This is a genomic window from Caballeronia pedi, assembly GCF_001544915.2.
Taxonomy (GTDB): domain Bacteria; phylum Pseudomonadota; class Gammaproteobacteria; order Burkholderiales; family Burkholderiaceae; genus Caballeronia; species Caballeronia pedi.
In genome coordinates, this window is record NZ_FCOE02000001.1 from 357,564 (window position 1) to 373,389 (window position 15,826).

The window sequence follows — 15,826 nt, forward strand, 5'->3', positions numbered from 1 at the left end:
CTCTTACTGATTCCTTTCGCAAAACTCTGAAAACCGCCCGATGAAAAGCGAGGGAGCGTTGCTTCCTCGCTTTTTTATTTTGGCGACAGATTCTCAATCTGCTCCATGCTCGAATTCTTTTCTACGCTCCACTGGGGCGCGGTCGTCCAGATCATCGTGATCGACATCCTGCTCGGCGGCGACAACGCCGTCGTGATCGCGCTCGCCTGCCGCAATCTGCCCGACCGTCAGCGCACGCGCGGCATCGTGCTCGGCACGCTCGGTGCGATCCTGCTGCGCGTGGTGCTGATTGCGTTCGCGGTGATGCTGCTCGACATTCCGTTTCTCAAGTTCGTTGGCGGCGTGCTGCTGCTGTGGATCGGCGTGAAGCTGATGCAGCCGGATCACGACGAGCATCAGATCAACGCGTCGGACCGGCTGTGGGCGGCAGTGAAGACGATCATCATCGCGGACGCGGTGATGAGTCTCGACAACGTGATCGCGATCGCCGGCGCGGCGGAGGCCGCCGATCCGCAGCATCGGCTCGCGCTGGTGATCTTCGGGCTCATCGTCAGCATTCCGCTGATCGTGTGGGGCAGCACGCTGGTGCTGAAACTGCTCGATCGCTTCCCGGGGGTCGTGCTGCTGGGCGCGGGCCTGCTCGGGTGGATCGCGGGCGGCCTCATCATCGACGATCCGTTCATCGACCGCTGGCCCGCGCTCAATACCGAGCTCGTGGGCTATGCGGCGCGCGTCGGCGGCGCGTTGTTCGTCATCGGCGTGGGATGGCTGCTCAAGCGCCGCGCGCTCGCCGAGGTCAATCGCGCGGCGGGTTGATGCTTAGCGTCGGCGCAAATGCTTAGGCCGTTTGGCCGACTGTTGCACTTTACGCGCTCTCAATACGATCGAAGCGTCTGTCCGCATTGCGCGGCGGGCGCTTTTCGTACTTCTGGGAGCAGCAATGACGACGATGGTTCGTAGTTTCGGCGCGCCGCGTGGACGGCGCGTGTTGAGCTGGATAGGTCACGCCAAAGAGGCGGCGGCGCGCGGATTCACCTTGATCGAACTGATGATCGTGCTCGCGATCGTCGGCGTGATCGCGGCCTACGCGATACCCGCGTATCAGGATTATCTGGCGCGAAGCCGCGTGGGCGAGGGCATGGCGCTCGCGGCGCCGGCGCGGCTGGCGGTGGCGGAGAACGCGGCGAACGGCGTCGATTTCGCGGGCGGCTTCGTGGCGCCGCCGGGCACGCGCAACATCGAGTCCATTCACGTCGACAGCGACAATGGCCAGATCACGATCGCCTACACGACGCGCGTCGCGCCCGCGGGCTCGAACACGCTCACGCTCGTGCCATCGACGCCCGATAACGCCGAGACGCCAACTGCGCGCGTCGCGCTCAGCCGTGGCGCGGTGCAGGCGGGTTCGTTGACCTGGGAGTGTTTCGCGGGCGCGAAGACGCAATCGTCGCTGCCCGCGCCGGGTGCGGGTCCGATGCCAGCGCAGGCGCCGACCTTGCCGGCGAACCTCGCACCGCCTGAGTGCCGCACGTAAGCGGTGCGAAAGAAGGGGCGCGGCGGCAGCAATTACGTCGCCGTCGCGCGTCCGCGACGTCGTTTTTGCGCGAAAGGCAGCGATTTCGTAGCAATTCCGGCCGTTCGCCGGACAGCGGGGGCAAAGTTTTGTATAGTGCGCCGGTCGCCGACGTTCCCTGTCCCTCATGCCTTCCCAATACGCGCGCTTTCTCTGCTTTGCCGTCCTGTGTCTTGCGTTGACGTTCCCTTTTGCGGTCGTCAACCACACGTATCCGATTCCGACTTTCTACGCCGAATACAGCGCGCTCGCGCTCTACCTGGCGCTCGGCGCAACGGTCGCGCTGCTCGTGCGCGTTTCCGAGCCGAAGGTGCCATTCGCGTCGCCGGTCGCCGCGCTGATGCCGCTCGCGTTCGGCGTGCTGCTCGTCGCGCAGACGGTGCTGCTGCCGGTCGCGCAGCCGTCGATGAACTGGCTCGGCGGCGCGTATCTGCTCGCATCGTTCGTCGCCGTGCATACGGGCTTCGGCTTCGTGCGCGCGGGGCTTGGGGAGAAGACGCTGCGCATCGGCGCGGCGGCGCTGATGGTCGGCGGTCTGTTCGCTGTCTTCTGCCAGATCGTGCAGTTGCTGCATCTCGAAGTGAAGTTCACGCCCTTCGTGGTGGCTTACAACGTGATGGTCGAGCGGCGTCCGTTCGGCAACATGGCGCAGGCGAATCACCTGGCGACCGTCATCGCGTTCGCGCTCGCCGGAGCGCTCTATTTCGTGCAGACGCGGCGCTTGCCGATCGTGCTGTGGCTGGTTCTGTCGGCGGTGTATTCGCTCGGGCTCGCGCTCACGGTATCGCGCGGGCCGTGGCTGCAGACGGCGGTGATCGTCATCGCCGGTTTCTGGATGGCCTTCGTGCTGGGCCGGCCGGTTGCGTCGGAAGGATTCGACGGTCCGGGCAGGCGCGACGTGCGCGCGTGGATCGTCCCGGTTCTGCTTGCGATCGTGTTTTTCGCGGTGAATGCGGCGGTGCGCTGGGCGAACGTGCGCTACGACTTCGGGCTGGCCCAGTCGGCGGCGGAGCGCATGCAGGAAGCGAGTCAGATCGCGCCGCGTCTCGCGCTCTGGAAGTACGGCTGGACGATGTTCAAGACGCATCCGCTGCTGGGCGTCGGCTGGGGTGAGTTTCCGCGCTATCAGTTCGATCTCGTGCGCGATCTGGGCGGCGTCGAGATTGCGAACAATGCGCACGACATCTTCATCGATCTGCTGGCGAAAACGGGCGCGCTCGGCGTGGCGATTCTGGTCGCGGGCGTCGTGTTCTGGCTGATTCGCGTGTTGCGCGCGCCGCAGACGCCGGCGCGCATTTTCGGGCTCTCGCTGCTCGGCGTGCTGATGATGCACGCGCTCGTCGAGTATCCGCAGCAGTACATGTTCTTCCTGATGCCGGCGATGTTCGTCATCGGCTTGCTGGAGACGCGTCCGCTGCGGCTCGTCGCGCGGCCGCTGTCGTACGGCGTGTATGTCGTGCTCGTGCTCGGCGGGCTCGCGGCGCTGTACCCGACGATGCGCGATTACAACCGCGCCGAAGTGCTGTACTACGGCGCGCGGCCGGCGGAGCAGTATCGCGACAATCCGTCGTTCCTGTTCACGGCGTGGGGCGAATACGGCGCGGCGACGCTGTTGCCGATCAACGCGCAGAACGTCGAAGAGAAGCTGGCCGCGCACCGGAAAGCGATCGCGCTGTTACCCGGCGAGACCGTGTTGCGGCGATATGCGGTGCTGCAGGCGCTCGCCGGACAGCGCGCCGAGGCGCTCGACACGATGGCGCGTCTCAAGATCTTCGCGACGCAACTGCACGACTGGCCGAAGCAGCTTCTGGCCGTCTACGATCTCGCCGATGAAGCGGGCAAGCCGCTGGCGTCGTTCAAGGCGGATCTGGTGAAGCTTTATGGCGTGCCGCTGCCGGATCAGGCGCCAGCGGCGGAGGATGATGAAGAGGAGTGAGGTCAGGGTGCGGGCGATGTGTGATCGTCCGCCACCCAATCCCCCGACTTCCCCCCATGCTTCTCCATCACCTTCACATTGGTGATGGTCATCCCCCGATCCACCGCCTTGCACATGTCATAGATGGTGAGCAACCCGACCTGCACGGCGGTCAACGCTTCCATCTCGACACCCGTGCGCCCGACCGTCTCCACGCGCACTTCGCAATGCACGCCGGGCAGCGCTTCATCGACGGAAAAATCCACCGCGACGCGCGTGAGCGCCAGCGGGTGGCACAACGGAATCAGATCGGCCGTACGCTTCGCGCCCTGAATCGCGGCGATGCGCGCGACGCCGAGCACGTCGCCTTTTTTCGCGCGGCCTTCGCGGATCAGCGCGAGCGTGCCTTCGAGCATCGCGATCGAGCCGCGCGCCACGGCGACCCGCCGCGTTTCGTTTTTCGCGCCGACATCGACCATGTGCGCCTCGCCGGCGGCATCGAAATGGGTGAGTCCGGACATAGCGTCTCCTTCGAATGGGCGCCTATCATACCAGCGTGAATTCGCGCGATTTTTCGCATAACGTCGCGGGCCGGGGCAACGCACGGCCGGCACGAGACGTCCCACGCTCAACACTTGATACGATAAGCTCGTTCAAGTTTTCGAGCCGAACATCGTTCGCCGCGCCGGTTCCGCGCCATGCATTCGACACGTCCGAGCCGCGTGCTCGTCTTCCTGCTGAGCGTCACCCTCGCCATGCCGCCCGCGGCGCTGGCGCAATCGAGCTCGCCCTCCGCAGGCGCGACCGGCACGCTCGCGGCCTCGCAACTGCGCTCGTCGCAGGAAAGCGCGGGCGGCGAACTGCCCGCTAACGTCGCGGAAGGCGTGTTCGGCGTCTACGGCGGCGCCGAAAGCCGCTTTGCAAACCGCCCCGGCACGATGTCCGGCCTGCGCGCGCCGCTCGCGTCGATGCAGCTTCCGGATCTCGGCGACGGCTCCGGCGGCTCGCTCACGCCGCAGGCCGAACGCAAGATCGGCGAGCGGATGATGCGCGAAGTGCGCGCCGATCCCGACTATCTCGACGACTGGCTGCTGCGCGACTACCTCGACTCGATTTCATCGAAGCTCTCCGCCGCAGCCGCCGTACAGTATCTCGGCGGCTATCGGCCGGATTTCGACCTCTTCGCCGTGCGCGATCCGCAGATCAACGCGTTTTCGATGCCGGGCGGTTTCATCGGCGTGAATACCGGCTTGATCGCGGCGACGCAGACGGAATCGGAGCTGGCGTCGGTCATCGGTCACGAAATGGGTCACGTGCTCCAGCGGCACATCGCGCGGATGCTCGGCACGCAGGAAAAAAGCAGCTACGCCGCACTCGCCGGCATGCTCGCCGGTCTCCTCGCGGGCCTGCTCGCGCACAGCGGCGACCTCGGCATGGGCATCGCGATGGGCGGCCAGGCGTTTGCCGTCGACAATCAACTGCGTTTCTCGCGCGCGGCCGAGCACGAGGCCGACCGCGTCGGTTTCCAGATGCTCACGGCCGCCGGCTACGATCCGTACGCGATGGTGGCCTTCTTCGAACGCCTCGACCGTTCGACGATGGCCGATAACGGCGTGCCGCCCTACGTTCGCACGCACCCGCTCACGACCGATCGCATCGCCGATATGGAAGGCCGCGCGCGGCGCGTGCCGTACCGGCAGCCGCGCCAGTCGGCGGAATATGCGTTCGTGCGCGCCCGCGCGCGCGTTCTGCAGGTGAATTACGCGAGCGATTATCGCGAGGTCGCGAGCCGGCTCCGATCGGAAATCGAGGATCAGACGGCGCTCAATCCGGCGTCGAACTGGTACGGCATCGCGCTCGCGCAATCGCTGATGGGCGACTTCGCCGCGGCCAACGATGCGCTCGCGAAAGCGCGCAAGCTGTTCGAGGGCGAGGAAGCGAGCGCGGCGGCGGCATCGGCGCAGATTCAGCAGGAAGATCGCGTGCGCGCGCCGAAGGAAACCGTCGCGAGCGCGCCGCCCGTGACGTCGCGCAAGAGCGGCGAGCCGTCGCTGCGCAACGCCGACGCTTCGATGACCGTCACGCCGCTCAACAACGCGCGCGCGCCGCTGAGCCTCGGCCAGGCGACGCCGCCCGAGGCGACACCGGCGCAGCCATCGCGCACCGCCAGCGACATCGCGCTGCCGCCGGTTCACGTCGAGGGCCGAACGGCGTCGACATCGGTGTCGGCGCCGAAGCCACAGCCCGTCGCGCCGGCGCTGCGCAGCACGCCGAGTCTCGATGTGCTCGCCGCCGACATCGCGCGCCGCGCGGGCCGCAACGACGACGCGATCCGCCTCGCGGAGATCGCGCAGAAGCGCTGGCCGGAATCGCACGCGGCCATCGACGTGCATTTGCAGGCGCTGCTGTCCGCACGCCGTTTCGCGCAAGCGCAGACGCTCGCGCGCCACGAAACGCGCGCCGAGCCGACGCGCCCCGACTGGTGGTTCTATCTCGCGCAGGCGAGCGCGGGTCTCAACGATCCGCTGCAACAGCATCAGGCGATGGCCGAGAAATTCGCGCTGGACGGCGCGTGGCCGTCGGCGATCCGGCAACTGAAGGAAGCGCGCGACGTGAAGAGCGCGAGCTTCTACGAACTCTCGACGATCGCCGCGCGCCTGCGCGATTTCGAGACGCGCTACAAGGAAGAGCGCGAGCTGGAGAGGAACGGCTGAGTCAGCCGTGCGACGCGGCGCGCGCGGCAGGACTCGCGACGAAGCCGAAGCGCGTGGCGACATCGGCGCAGGGGATCGGCTGCACGGGCAGATCGACGCCAGCGCGCCAATGGAACACGCCGCTCGTGCCGGCATCGTCGAGCGACGCGTGATCCGCGAACAGTTCGAGATCGTGGTCGTGTAAAGCGGCCACGCGCGCAGTCGATGCATCGGCGAACAGGATGCCGCCTTCGTCGTCGATCCACGCCTGCGCCGGCTCGAACGCCGCGCCCGCCTGATCGGTCAGGCGCAACGCGCCGTCGAGGCCATGCAGGCGAACGATCCACGGTGTGTAGACCAGCTCCACATACACGCGCTGCGGACCGTTCTGAAAGAACCACTGGCCGTCGGCGTCGCTTTCGTAATTGCGGTTGATGAAGCCCAGCAGCGCTTCATGGCGGATCGGCGTGCCCAGTTCGCCGGCGGCTTGCGCCGCGTCGTCGCGCATGCGCCACTGGCCGCGCCGGTCGAGCAGCAGCCAGCCCGTGCAATGCGGAACGTTGGGCCATTTGGCGAGCGCCTGCTTGACGATTTCATCCATGATCGTTCACGAAACGAAGTTCTCCAGATAACCGAACACGCGCAGCGACAGCCAGTCGATCCGGCCCGGGAACGGTCCCGTCATGAAGCCGACGTGCCCGCCGTGGTTCGGCTGATCGAGCGTCACGCGCCCGGACACTTCGGCGTGCGAAGGCAGCGCAAACTCGGGCAGGAACGGATCGTTGCGCGCGTTCAGCAAGAGCGCCGGCACTTCGATGTGCTTCAGATGCGCGCGCACGGTCGCCGTCGACCAGTAGTGATTGGTGTCGCGAAAGCCGTGCAGGGGCGCGGTGACGACATTGTCGAATTCGTACAGCGTGCGCGCGGCGAGCACGGCGTTGCGGTCATACAGACCGGGATACTGGCCGAGCTTCGCGAACGCTTTCTTCTTGAGCGACTTCAGGAAGCTGCGCGTATAGACCAGCCCGAAGCCCTGCGAGATCGCGAGGCCGCCCGCGTGGACATCGAGCGGCGCGGAAATGGCCACGGCCGCGCTGACGATCGATGCATCGCTGCCGCGCTCGCACAGCCAGTGCAGTAGAACATTGCCGCCGAGCGACACACCCGCCGCGACGATCGGCCCGCGATGCGTTTTCGCGAGCCGCCGCAAAATCCAGTCGGCTTCGGCGCTGTCTGCGAGATGATAGAAACGCGGCAGCAGATTGAGCGGCCCGCTGCAACTGCGAAAATGCGGCACGACGCCGTGCCAGCCGCGCGCGCGGGCGGCGGCCATCATCGTGCGGGCGTAGTGGGAGTCGGAGTTGCCTTCGAGGCCGTGGAACAGCACGAAGAGCGGGGCGTTCGCAGCGGGCTGATCGTTGGGATCGCCGGGATCGTGCGCGAGAAAGTCGAGATCGATGAAATCGCCATCCGGCGTGTTCCAGCGCTCGCGCCGGTAATTCACGGCGGGCTTGCGGCCGAACAGCGCGGGAACGATGGTCTGCGCATGGCTCGTCGGCAGCCAGCGCGGCGCGTTGTAGAGCCATTCCGAACCCGGCACCGCGAGCTCGCGCACGGTTGCCTTCAGTGCCACGGCGGGCGCTTTGTCCACGAACGACGAATCGTGTTTCATCAACGGATCGCGCTTCATGGCCCCTCCCCGACAGACGTCTTTTTCAGCGCTTCTTCAAATCTTCAATGCAACGGTCCCTGACCGTGACGCAGCTTGGCCGCGAACTGGCCCGCTGTTTCCATCGGCATCTCGCTCGCGTGAATATGCGCGATGCGCCACTCGCCGCGCTCATGGACCATCACGTAGGTCGTGTAGATCATGCGCGGCGTGCTCGCCGGTTTGGCCGGCTGATGCGCCTCGGCGATCGCATACACGACCGTGCCCAGGCTGTCGTACACGCGGATATCGAGCGGCTCGATGGTCACGGGCTGCATTTCGAACTGCTTGCCGAGACCGGCGCGGATGCTGTCCAGCCCGTGCAGATGCGTGCCGTCCGCGCAGACGCAGGTGGCGAACTCCTCGTCGATCCACAACGACATCACACTGTCGATGCTGCTGTCCGCGACTGCCTGATAGTAAGCGTTGAGAGTATCGGCGGCGGCTTCGAAGAGGCGGGCGAAACGTGGCATGGCTCGTGGGTCTCTGGCATTCGGTGCAAGGCGCCGCTCGTTGCTGCTTCCTGCCGCTTCTGGCGGCGGGGCGACGGTACGGCGCGCTGCACCGGTCATTGGTCAAAGCATGCCCCCGTTCGGAGACATTCGCGTGTCCGCACCCGCACACACGGCTGGAAACCGTCGATATGCAAACGCGTTTTCGACGCGTGCCCGCAACACTAGCGATGCGCGAGCAGCATCCCGCGCAAATCGCCGAAGACCTGTTCGGCCGAGAGTTCGCGAAGGCAGTTCAGATGGCCGAGCGGACACTCGCGGGCAAAGCACGGACTGCATTCAAGATGCAGCCATTGTACCTTTGCGAGATCGGACAAGGGCGGCGTGTGGCGCGGATCGGTCGAGCCGTAGACCGCGACGAGCGGCCGGCGCGACGCCGCCGCGACGTGCATCAGGCCGGAATCGTTGGTGACCACCGCGCTAGCCCGCGAAATCAGCGCGCACGCCTCGCCGAGCGAGGTCTGGCCGCACAGGTTGCGCACCATCGGCGCGCGCTCCGCGATGGCCTGCGCGATCGGCGCGTCCTTCTTCGAACCGAGCGCGATGATGCGCGCATACGGAAACGACTGCGCGATGAACTGCGCCAGCGACGCGAAATGCTCCGGCGGCCAGCGCTTGGCCGGGCCGTACTCCGCGCCGGGACAGAACACGACGAGCGGCGTGCGCGTATCCAGGTTGAAGCGCGTCGAGACGCGCGCGGCTTCGTTCGGATCGGCTTCGAGGCGCGGCACCGGCAGCGTCTGCGCGTCGGGCTGCGCGGCGGCGTCGGGCTGCGCGAACCTGTCGACGAACGGCAGCTTCGCGCCCGGCGCGTAGGCGAGGGCGGCGTAGTGCGCGGTCATCGGCGGACGCTCGGACTTCGGCGGATTCGCGTGCCGCACGTTGAGCAGGCCGTAACGGCTCTCGCCCTTGTAACCGATGCGCAGATTGATGCCCGCCATCCACGGAATCAGCGCGGATTTGACGGAGTTGGGCAGCACGTAGGCGGCGTCGTAGCCGACATCGCGCAAGTCGCTCGCGAGCTGCCAGCGGCGCAGCAGTTGCAGCTTGCCGTGGGCGAGGTCCGTCGCGTAGACATCGCGAATCTCGGGCATGCGCTCGAGCACGGGCGCGACCCAGCCCGGCGCGACCGCATCGATCGCGATACGCGGATGGAGCTTGCGCAAGAGCGTGAAGAGCGGCTGCGCCATCAATGCGTCACCGATCCAGTTCGGTGCTATAACCAGCGCACGGCGCATCTGTCGTATCCGATCTCAAAATGAACGCGGCCCGCCGCCTTGGGGCGGGCCGTCGATTGTCGTGGGTCTGCAGTGCGCCCCGTGCTGCGGCGCGGACGAAAACGCGGACGAATGAGGCGGCGGCGCCTCGGGTTCAGTGACCGCCCTTGAGCACTTCGCCGTCTTTCAGCTTGTAGCGCGTGCCGCAGTACGGGCAGCGCGCTTCGCCGTGCGTCACGTCGATGAACACGCGCGGATGCGTGCTCCAGCGCTGCATCTTCGGGTTCGGGCAGAACGCGGGCAGATCCTTCGCGGACAATTCCACCAGCGGCATTTCCTTCAGGTCGCTCATTGCTATCTCTTTTCTGATGTCCAGCGGGCGGCGAGCGTTCGGCTCGCCGCGTTGCAGGAGGTCGATTAAACCTTCGCGAGCCAGCTCGCGTACTTCTCGTTCTTGCCGCCGACAGCGTCGAAGAACGCGCTTTGCAGTTTTTCCGTGATCGGGCCGCGCGCGCCGGAGCCGATCGTGCGGTTGTCGAGTTCGCGGATCGGCGTGACTTCGGCGGCGGTGCCGGTGAAGAACGCTTCGTCGCAGGTGTAGACCTCGTCGCGGGTAATGCGCTTCTCGATGACCGGAATGCCGAAGTCGCGCGCCAGCGTGATGACCGTGTCGCGCGTGATGCCGTCGAGACACGAGGCGAGATCCGGCGTGTAGATCTTGCCGTTATTCACGAGGAAGAAGTTCTCGCCGGAGCCTTCGGACACGTAGCCGTCGACATCGAGCAGCAGGGCTTCGTCGTAACCGTCGGCGACTGCTTCCTGGTTGGCGAGGATCGAGTTCACGTACCAGCCGGACGCCTTCGCGCGCACCATCGACACATTCACGTGATGGCGCGTGAACGACGACGTCTTCACGCGGATGCCCTTGGCGAGGCCGTCTTCACCGAGATACGCACCCCACGGCCAAGCGGCGATGGCCACGTGGATCGTGTTGCCCTTGGCCGAGACGCCGAGCTTTTCCGAGCCGACCCAGATGATCGGGCGGATGTAGCAGCTTTCGAGATTGTTCGCCTTGACGACTTCCAGTTGCGCGGCTTCGAGCGTGGCGGCGTCGAACGGGACGTCCATCTGGAAAATCTTCGCCGAATTGAGCAGGCGCTTGGTGTGCTCCTTCAGGCGGAAGATGGCCGTGCCCTGCGCGGTCTTGTACGCGCGTACGCCTTCGAATACGCCCATGCCGTAGTGCAACGTGTGGGTCAGAACGTGGATCTTGGCATCACGCCAGTCGATCAGCTTGCCATCCATCCAGATCTTGCCGTCGCGGTCGGCCATTGACATACGGTTCTCCTAGCTGTCTCGTTCAAGTGGGTTTCGGCAGGCCGCCCGCGTTCTGAAGGGGCGGCGCCCGGCGCGCTTTTCTTGGGCGGAATTCCTGGGGGAAGACGCGCGGCGAGGGCGCAAAGGCGGCGAAAGACCGTCATTTTAGCGTCTTTTCGCGACGAAACCGATCTTGGCGCGCCTTTCACGACGCTATAATTTGCCTTTCGCCGTCCGCTGAAAAGAACGGAGTGAAACGGCGAAGCTCACCATTCCCGATTTTCCCGGTTTTTCCCGATCCATCGCGCAATCGATCGAGGCCGCGCGATGGCGTCACGGGTTGTCCCGTTCGCCTCGCATTCGCTCATGCTCGACCGGCTGTCCGACACGAATCGCCGCGCCTTTCTCGACGGCGTGCGCACGTTCTCTCCCGCCGTCCTGGCGACGTTCTCCTGGGGCCTCGTCACCGGCGTCGCGATGACGAAGTCCGTGCTGACCGTGCCGCAGGCGCTCGGCATGTCGTTCGCGGTGTACGCGGGCTCGTCGCAGCTCGCGGTGCTGCCGCTGTTCGCCGCGAAGCTGCCGCTCTGGACCGTGCTGCTGACCGCCGCGATGGTCAACCTGCGCTTCGTGATCTTCAGCGCGGGACTCGCGCCGCACTTTTCGTATTTGTCCCTGAGGCGGCGTCTGCTGCTCGGCTATTTCAACGGCGACATCATCTATCTGATGTTCTCGAAGCGGAATTTCCCGGTCGGCTGGCAGCCCGGCAAGGAGGCGTTCTTCTGGGGGCTGGCGGTATCGAGCTGGTGCTCGTGGCAGCTTTCGTCGGTGCTCGGGATTCTGCTCGCGAGCCTGATTCCCGATAACTGGGGGCTCGAACTCGCCGGCACGCTCGCGCTGATTCCGCTGATCGTCTCCGCGATCGCGACGCGCTCCACGCTCGCGGCCGTCGCCGTGGCAAGTGTCGTCGCGCTGTTGACGTTCGAACTGCCGTATCGCTTCGGCCTGCCGCTCGCGGTATTCGCGGCGCTGTTCGCGGGCACGCTTGCGGATGTGATCGCCGAGCGCACCGCGCCGAAGCCCGCCGCCGGAGACAAAAGCGACAAACCCGCCGCCACGAGGCCCCTGCGATGAGCACGCTGCAGATCTGGCTCGCGATCCTCGGCATGGGCGTCGTCACGGCCGTGACGCGCGCGCTGTTTCTGGCCGGCGGCGAGCGCATGGTGCTGCCGCCGCGCGTGCAACGCGTGCTGCGCTATGCGCCGGCCGCGGCGCTCGCGGGCGTCGTCGTGCCGGACCTGCTCGTGACGCCCGCGGGCATTTCGCTCGGGCTGTCGAATCACGCGCTGTGGGCGTCGGCGGCCGGACTCGCGTATTACCTGTGGCGGCGCGGCATGATGGGCACGATCGTCATCGGCATGCTGGTGTTCACGGTGCTGCGGCTTGCCGCATGAGCGCGGGATCGAACGAAGCGCGCGCCGAACCAAATACGCGTCATCAACGATTGCCCGCTAAAAGCGTGCGGGGTGATCGGTTAAAATGACGGTCTTTCCCCGAGTGAGCGAGGTCGAAAGTGTCTCCGGCAGTCACCGCGCTACTGTTGCCCAATTCGCCGCTCCCGGCTGCATCCACACGCCCGAGCGCGGTTGGCGCGCATCTCCGGATTCATCTGTCCGATCCCTTTCTCCCGCTTCCCGCACGCGCGTTCGGCTACACCGCGCGGCCATCACCCCCAGCCTGATCCGCGCGCGAGCCGTCCTGCCCGGCGGCCCGCGCGCGGCGACTCCACGAACCGGCCGGCCCCGACGGCCGTCTCCGCCCGAACCGCTTCACTCTCTACGTTGACTCCCATGACGAAAGTACTGCGTTTCACCGATCTGATCGCCGAAGGCAAAGTCGCCGGCAAGCGTGTGTTCATCCGCGCGGATCTCAACGTGCCGCAAGACGATAACGGCAACATCACCGAAGATACGCGCGTGCGCGCCTCGGTCCCGGCGATCAAGGCCGCCCTCGACGCGGGCGCCGCCGTGATGGTCACGTCCCATCTGGGCCGCCCGACCGAAGGCCAGTTCAAGCCGGAAGACTCGCTCGCGCCGGTCGCGGCGCGTCTGTCGGAGCTGCTCGGCCGCGACGTGCCGCTGGTCGCCGACTGGGTCGACGGCGTTCAGGTCCAGCCGGGCAATGTCGTGCTGCTGGAAAACTGCCGCTGCAACAAGGGCGAGAAGAAGAACGACGACGGCCTCGCGCAGAAGCTCGCGAAGCTCTGCGACATCTACGTCAACGACGCATTCGGCACCGCGCACCGCGCCGAAGCCACCACGCACGGCATCGCGAAGTACGCGCCTGTCGCGTGCGCGGGCCCGCTGCTGGCCGCCGAACTCGACGCGCTCGGCAAGGCGCTCGGCAATCCGAAGCGGCCGCTGGTCGCGATCGTCGCGGGCTCGAAGGTGTCGACCAAGCTCACCATCCTGAAGTCGCTCGCCGAGAAGGTCGATCAATTGATCGTCGGCGGCGGCATTGCGAATACGTTCATGCTGGCGTCGGGCCTCAAGATCGGCAAGTCGCTCGCGGAGGCCGATCTCGTCAACGAAGCGAAGGAGATCATCGAGCAGGCGCGCACGCGCGGCGCATCGGTGCCGATTCCGAGCGATGTCGTCACCGCGAAGGAATTCGCCCCGACCGCGAAGGCGCAAACCAAGCCCGTCGCCGATGTCGCCGACGACGACCTGATCCTCGACATCGGCCCGGACACGGCCAAGGCGCTCGCCGCGCAACTCGAAACGGCCGGCACGATCGTGTGGAACGGCCCGGTCGGCGTGTTCGAATTCGACCAGTTCGGCAACGGCACGAAGACGCTCGCTCAGGCAATCGCGGATTCGTCGGCGTTCTCGATCGCGGGCGGCGGCGACACGCTCGCGGCCATCGCGAAGTACGGTATCCACGACAAGGTGAGCTACATCTCCACCGGCGGCGGCGCGTTCCTGGAGTTCCTGGAAGGCAAGACGCTGCCGGCGGTCGAAGTGCTCGAATCGCGCGCCGGAGCCTGAGGCTTTGGCGGCCCGAGACAATCCGGCGAAGGCAGTCAAGAAGGGCGCGCAAGCAGCCGGCAGCGCGCAGGACGAGGTGACGCAGGACGCAATCGATGCCGCCGCCGAGGCAGCATTGGCCATCGCGGAAGCGGCGCAACCCGATCCGGCAGTTCCCGAAGGCGAAACCGCAATTCCGCAAACGCCTCCGGTCATCATCGGCGGCGTGCCCGCCCATGCCCTGAAAGATATCGACAAAGCGACGCCGGCACGAACCGGCGCGCGCGCGCAACCGGTGAGCAATACCTCATCGCAAGCGCAACGTGCTCGCAGCGTTGTTACGGGCGATCCTACTGAGACGAGGAATTCCATGCATCGCGCTACAAAGATTGTTGCCACCATCGGCCCGGCTTCCACGAGCCCTGACATCCTGCTGCAGATGTTGCAGGCAGGCCTCGACGTCGTACGCTTCAACTTCTCGCACGGCACCGCCGACGACCACCGCCAGCGCGCCGAAATCGTTCGCGAGGCGGCGCGCCAGGTCGGCCGTGAAGTCGCGATCATGGCGGACCTGCAAGGCCCGAAGATCCGCGTCGGCAAGTTCGAGAACAACAAGACGATGCTCGTCGCGGGCAACCCGTTCATCCTCGACGCCAACTGCCCGCTCGGCAACAACGAACGCTGCGGCCTCGATTACAAGGATCTGCCGCGCGATCTGCGCGCGGGCGACGTGCTGCTGCTGAATGACGGCCTCATCGTGCTGGATGTGACGCGCGTGATCGGCGAGGAAATCCACACCATCGTGAAGGTCGGCGGCGAGCTGTCGAATAACAAGGGCATCAACCGCCAGGGCGGCGGGCTGACCGCGCCCGCGCTGACCGAAAAGGACATGGAGGACATCAAGACGGCGATGTCGCTCGGCGCGGACTTCGTCGCGGTGTCGTTCCCGAAAAACGCGACCGACATGGAAATGGCGCGGCAACTGGCCAACATCGCGGGCGCGCCGTACGGCATCAAGCCGAAGATGATCGCGAAGATCGAGCGCGCCGAAGCCATTCCGGCGCTGCAGGGCATTCTCGACGCCTCCGACGGCATCATGGTCGCGCGCGGCGATCTCGCGGTGGAAGTGGGCAACGCGGCGGTGCCGGCGCTGCAAAAGCGCATGATCCGCATGGCGCGCGAGTCGAACAAGCTCGTGATCACCGCCACGCAGATGATGGAATCGATGATCCACGCGCCCGTGCCGACGCGCGCGGAAGTGTCGGACGTGGCGAACGCCGTGCTCGACGGCACCGACGCCGTGATGCTTTCCGCCGAAACCGCCGCGGGCAAGTATCCGGTGACGACCATCGAGACGATGGCCGCCATCTGCGTGGAAGCGGAGAAGTCGGAAGAGTCGCAGCTCGATCGCGATTTCCTCGACCGCACGTTCACGCGCATCGACCAGTCCATCGCGATGGGCGCGCTCTTCACCGCGTTCCATCTCGGCGCGAAGGCGGTGGTCGCGTTGACGGAATCCGGCTCGACGGCACTGTGGATGTCGCGTCACTGGACCCACGTGCCGATCTTCGCGCTGACGCCGCGCGTGTCGAGCGAGCGCACGATGTCGCTGTACCGCAACGTGACGCCGCTGCACGTCGACACCAACATGGACCGCGACGCCGCGCTGAATCAGGCGCTCGAAGTGGTCGTGTCGAAGGGGTATGCGGCGCGCGGCGACATGGTCGTGCTGACCGTCGGCGAGCCGATGGGTCAGGCGGGCGGCACCAACACGCTGAAGATCGTGCGTGTCGGCGACCATATCTGACCGTCGTCAGTAATAACGAGAAAGATGCGCGGTCAAGGGCCGCGCGGTTTGTCGCAGG

Annotated in this window: 15 protein-coding genes; 8 read left to right on the forward strand and 7 right to left on the reverse strand. The window is 66.1% G+C overall.

What is annotated here, in order from left to right; genetic code table 11:
- Nucleotides 1-105 precede the first annotated feature (105 nt).
- From AWB80_RS01700 to AWB80_RS01710, 3 genes are all read left to right on the forward strand, one after another.
- The gene (locus AWB80_RS01700) at nucleotides 106-816 is read left to right on the forward strand and encodes a TerC family protein (protein WP_061172894.1); all 711 of its coding nucleotides are present in this window, start codon (nucleotides 106-108) and stop codon (nucleotides 814-816) included.
- 124 nt (nucleotides 817-940) lie between these two features.
- Nucleotides 941-1,534 carry a pilin gene (locus AWB80_RS01705; protein WP_061172895.1) on the forward strand — a complete coding sequence of 198 codons (594 nt, stop codon included), beginning with the start codon at nucleotides 941-943 and terminating at the stop codon, nucleotides 1,532-1,534.
- A gap of 166 nt (nucleotides 1,535-1,700) precedes the next feature.
- A complete protein-coding gene (locus AWB80_RS01710; RefSeq protein ID WP_061172896.1) occupies nucleotides 1,701-3,509 on the forward strand; it encodes a PglL family O-oligosaccharyltransferase in 1,809 nt (602 codons plus the stop codon).
- A gap of 2 nt (nucleotides 3,510-3,511) precedes the next feature.
- Here the strand turns inward: AWB80_RS01710 and moaC are convergent, their stop codons facing one another.
- Nucleotides 3,512-4,009, reverse strand: a complete 498-nt coding sequence (gene moaC / locus AWB80_RS01715; protein WP_061172897.1) for a cyclic pyranopterin monophosphate synthase MoaC — start codon at nucleotides 4,007-4,009, stop codon at nucleotides 3,512-3,514.
- Nucleotides 4,010-4,186: 177 nt separating this feature from the next.
- On the opposite strand from moaC, the gene AWB80_RS01720 reads away from it, so the two are divergent.
- On the forward strand, nucleotides 4,187-6,202 hold the full coding sequence (locus AWB80_RS01720) for a M48 family metalloprotease (protein ID WP_061172898.1): 2,016 nt from the start codon (nucleotides 4,187-4,189) through the stop codon (nucleotides 6,200-6,202).
- A gap of 1 nt (nucleotide 6,203) precedes the next feature.
- On the opposite strand, the gene AWB80_RS01725 is transcribed toward AWB80_RS01720, so the two are convergent.
- From AWB80_RS01725 to AWB80_RS01750, 6 genes are all read right to left on the reverse strand, one after another.
- Nucleotides 6,204-6,782 carry a DUF2946 family protein gene (locus tag AWB80_RS01725; protein WP_061172899.1) on the reverse strand — a complete coding sequence of 193 codons (579 nt, stop codon included), beginning with the start codon at nucleotides 6,780-6,782 and terminating at the stop codon, nucleotides 6,204-6,206.
- 6 nt (nucleotides 6,783-6,788) lie between these two features.
- Nucleotides 6,789-7,871 carry a YheT family hydrolase gene (locus tag AWB80_RS01730; RefSeq protein WP_061172900.1) on the reverse strand — a complete coding sequence of 361 codons (1,083 nt, stop codon included), beginning with the start codon at nucleotides 7,869-7,871 and terminating at the stop codon, nucleotides 6,789-6,791.
- 44 nt (nucleotides 7,872-7,915) lie between these two features.
- Nucleotides 7,916-8,362: a nuclear transport factor 2 family protein gene (locus AWB80_RS01735; RefSeq protein WP_061172901.1), complete on the reverse strand. Its 447-nt coding sequence runs from the start codon at nucleotides 8,360-8,362 to the stop codon at nucleotides 7,916-7,918.
- A 203-nt stretch (nucleotides 8,363-8,565) separates the two neighbouring features.
- A complete protein-coding gene (gene waaF, locus AWB80_RS01740) occupies nucleotides 8,566-9,639 on the reverse strand; it encodes a lipopolysaccharide heptosyltransferase II (protein ID WP_061172902.1) in 1,074 nt (357 codons plus the stop codon).
- Between the two features lie 133 nt (nucleotides 9,640-9,772).
- Nucleotides 9,773-9,970 carry a zinc-finger domain-containing protein gene (locus tag AWB80_RS01745; protein ID WP_008351333.1) on the reverse strand — a complete coding sequence of 66 codons (198 nt, stop codon included), beginning with the start codon at nucleotides 9,968-9,970 and terminating at the stop codon, nucleotides 9,773-9,775.
- A 65-nt stretch (nucleotides 9,971-10,035) separates the two neighbouring features.
- Nucleotides 10,036-10,956, reverse strand: a complete 921-nt coding sequence (locus AWB80_RS01750; protein ID WP_087130887.1) for a branched-chain amino acid transaminase — start codon at nucleotides 10,954-10,956, stop codon at nucleotides 10,036-10,038.
- A 345-nt stretch (nucleotides 10,957-11,301) separates the two neighbouring features.
- On the opposite strand from AWB80_RS01750, the gene AWB80_RS01755 reads away from it, so the two are divergent.
- The 4 genes from AWB80_RS01755 to pyk all read left to right on the forward strand — a co-directional run bounded on the left by AWB80_RS01755 (nucleotide 11,302) and on the right by pyk (nucleotide 15,768).
- A complete protein-coding gene (locus tag AWB80_RS01755; protein WP_061173090.1) occupies nucleotides 11,302-12,069 on the forward strand; it encodes an AzlC family ABC transporter permease in 768 nt (255 codons plus the stop codon).
- Nucleotides 12,066-12,389 (forward strand): AzlD domain-containing protein, encoded by a 324-nt coding sequence (locus AWB80_RS01760; RefSeq protein ID WP_061172904.1) that lies wholly within the window; start codon nucleotides 12,066-12,068, stop codon nucleotides 12,387-12,389. The genes AWB80_RS01755 and AWB80_RS01760 overlap by 4 nt, the downstream gene beginning before the upstream one ends.
- 396 nt (nucleotides 12,390-12,785) lie before the next feature.
- Nucleotides 12,786-13,982, forward strand: a complete 1,197-nt coding sequence (locus AWB80_RS01765) for a phosphoglycerate kinase (RefSeq protein ID WP_061172905.1) — start codon at nucleotides 12,786-12,788, stop codon at nucleotides 13,980-13,982.
- A 349-nt stretch (nucleotides 13,983-14,331) separates the two neighbouring features.
- A complete protein-coding gene (gene pyk / locus AWB80_RS01770; protein WP_061173091.1) occupies nucleotides 14,332-15,768 on the forward strand; it encodes a pyruvate kinase in 1,437 nt (478 codons plus the stop codon).
- Nucleotides 15,769-15,826 lie beyond the last annotated feature (58 nt).

Coding starts and splice junctions, on each gene's coding strand:
- AWB80_RS01700 (WP_061172894.1), top strand. CDS start 106: ATGCTCGAATTCTTTTCTACGCTCCACTGGGGCGCGGTCGTCCAGATC.
- AWB80_RS01705 (WP_061172895.1), top strand. CDS start 941: ATGACGACGATGGTTCGTAGTTTCGGCGCGCCGCGTGGACGGCGCGTG.
- AWB80_RS01710 (WP_061172896.1), top strand. CDS start 1,701: ATGCCTTCCCAATACGCGCGCTTTCTCTGCTTTGCCGTCCTGTGTCTT.
- moaC (WP_061172897.1), bottom strand. CDS start 4,009: ATGTCCGGACTCACCCATTTCGATGCCGCCGGCGAGGCGCACATGGTC.
- AWB80_RS01720 (WP_061172898.1), top strand. CDS start 4,187: ATGCATTCGACACGTCCGAGCCGCGTGCTCGTCTTCCTGCTGAGCGTC.
- AWB80_RS01725 (WP_061172899.1), bottom strand. CDS start 6,782: ATGGATGAAATCGTCAAGCAGGCGCTCGCCAAATGGCCCAACGTTCCG.
- AWB80_RS01730 (WP_061172900.1), bottom strand. CDS start 7,871: ATGAAGCGCGATCCGTTGATGAAACACGATTCGTCGTTCGTGGACAAA.
- AWB80_RS01735 (WP_061172901.1), bottom strand. CDS start 8,362: ATGCCACGTTTCGCCCGCCTCTTCGAAGCCGCCGCCGATACTCTCAAC.
- waaF (WP_061172902.1), bottom strand. CDS start 9,639: ATGCGCCGTGCGCTGGTTATAGCACCGAACTGGATCGGTGACGCATTG.
- AWB80_RS01745 (WP_008351333.1), bottom strand. CDS start 9,970: ATGAGCGACCTGAAGGAAATGCCGCTGGTGGAATTGTCCGCGAAGGAT.
- AWB80_RS01750 (WP_087130887.1), bottom strand. CDS start 10,956: ATGTCAATGGCCGACCGCGACGGCAAGATCTGGATGGATGGCAAGCTG.
- AWB80_RS01755 (WP_061173090.1), top strand. CDS start 11,302: ATGCTCGACCGGCTGTCCGACACGAATCGCCGCGCCTTTCTCGACGGC.
- AWB80_RS01760 (WP_061172904.1), top strand. CDS start 12,066: ATGAGCACGCTGCAGATCTGGCTCGCGATCCTCGGCATGGGCGTCGTC.
- AWB80_RS01765 (WP_061172905.1), top strand. CDS start 12,786: ATGACGAAAGTACTGCGTTTCACCGATCTGATCGCCGAAGGCAAAGTC.
- pyk (WP_061173091.1), top strand. CDS start 14,332: ATGCATCGCGCTACAAAGATTGTTGCCACCATCGGCCCGGCTTCCACG.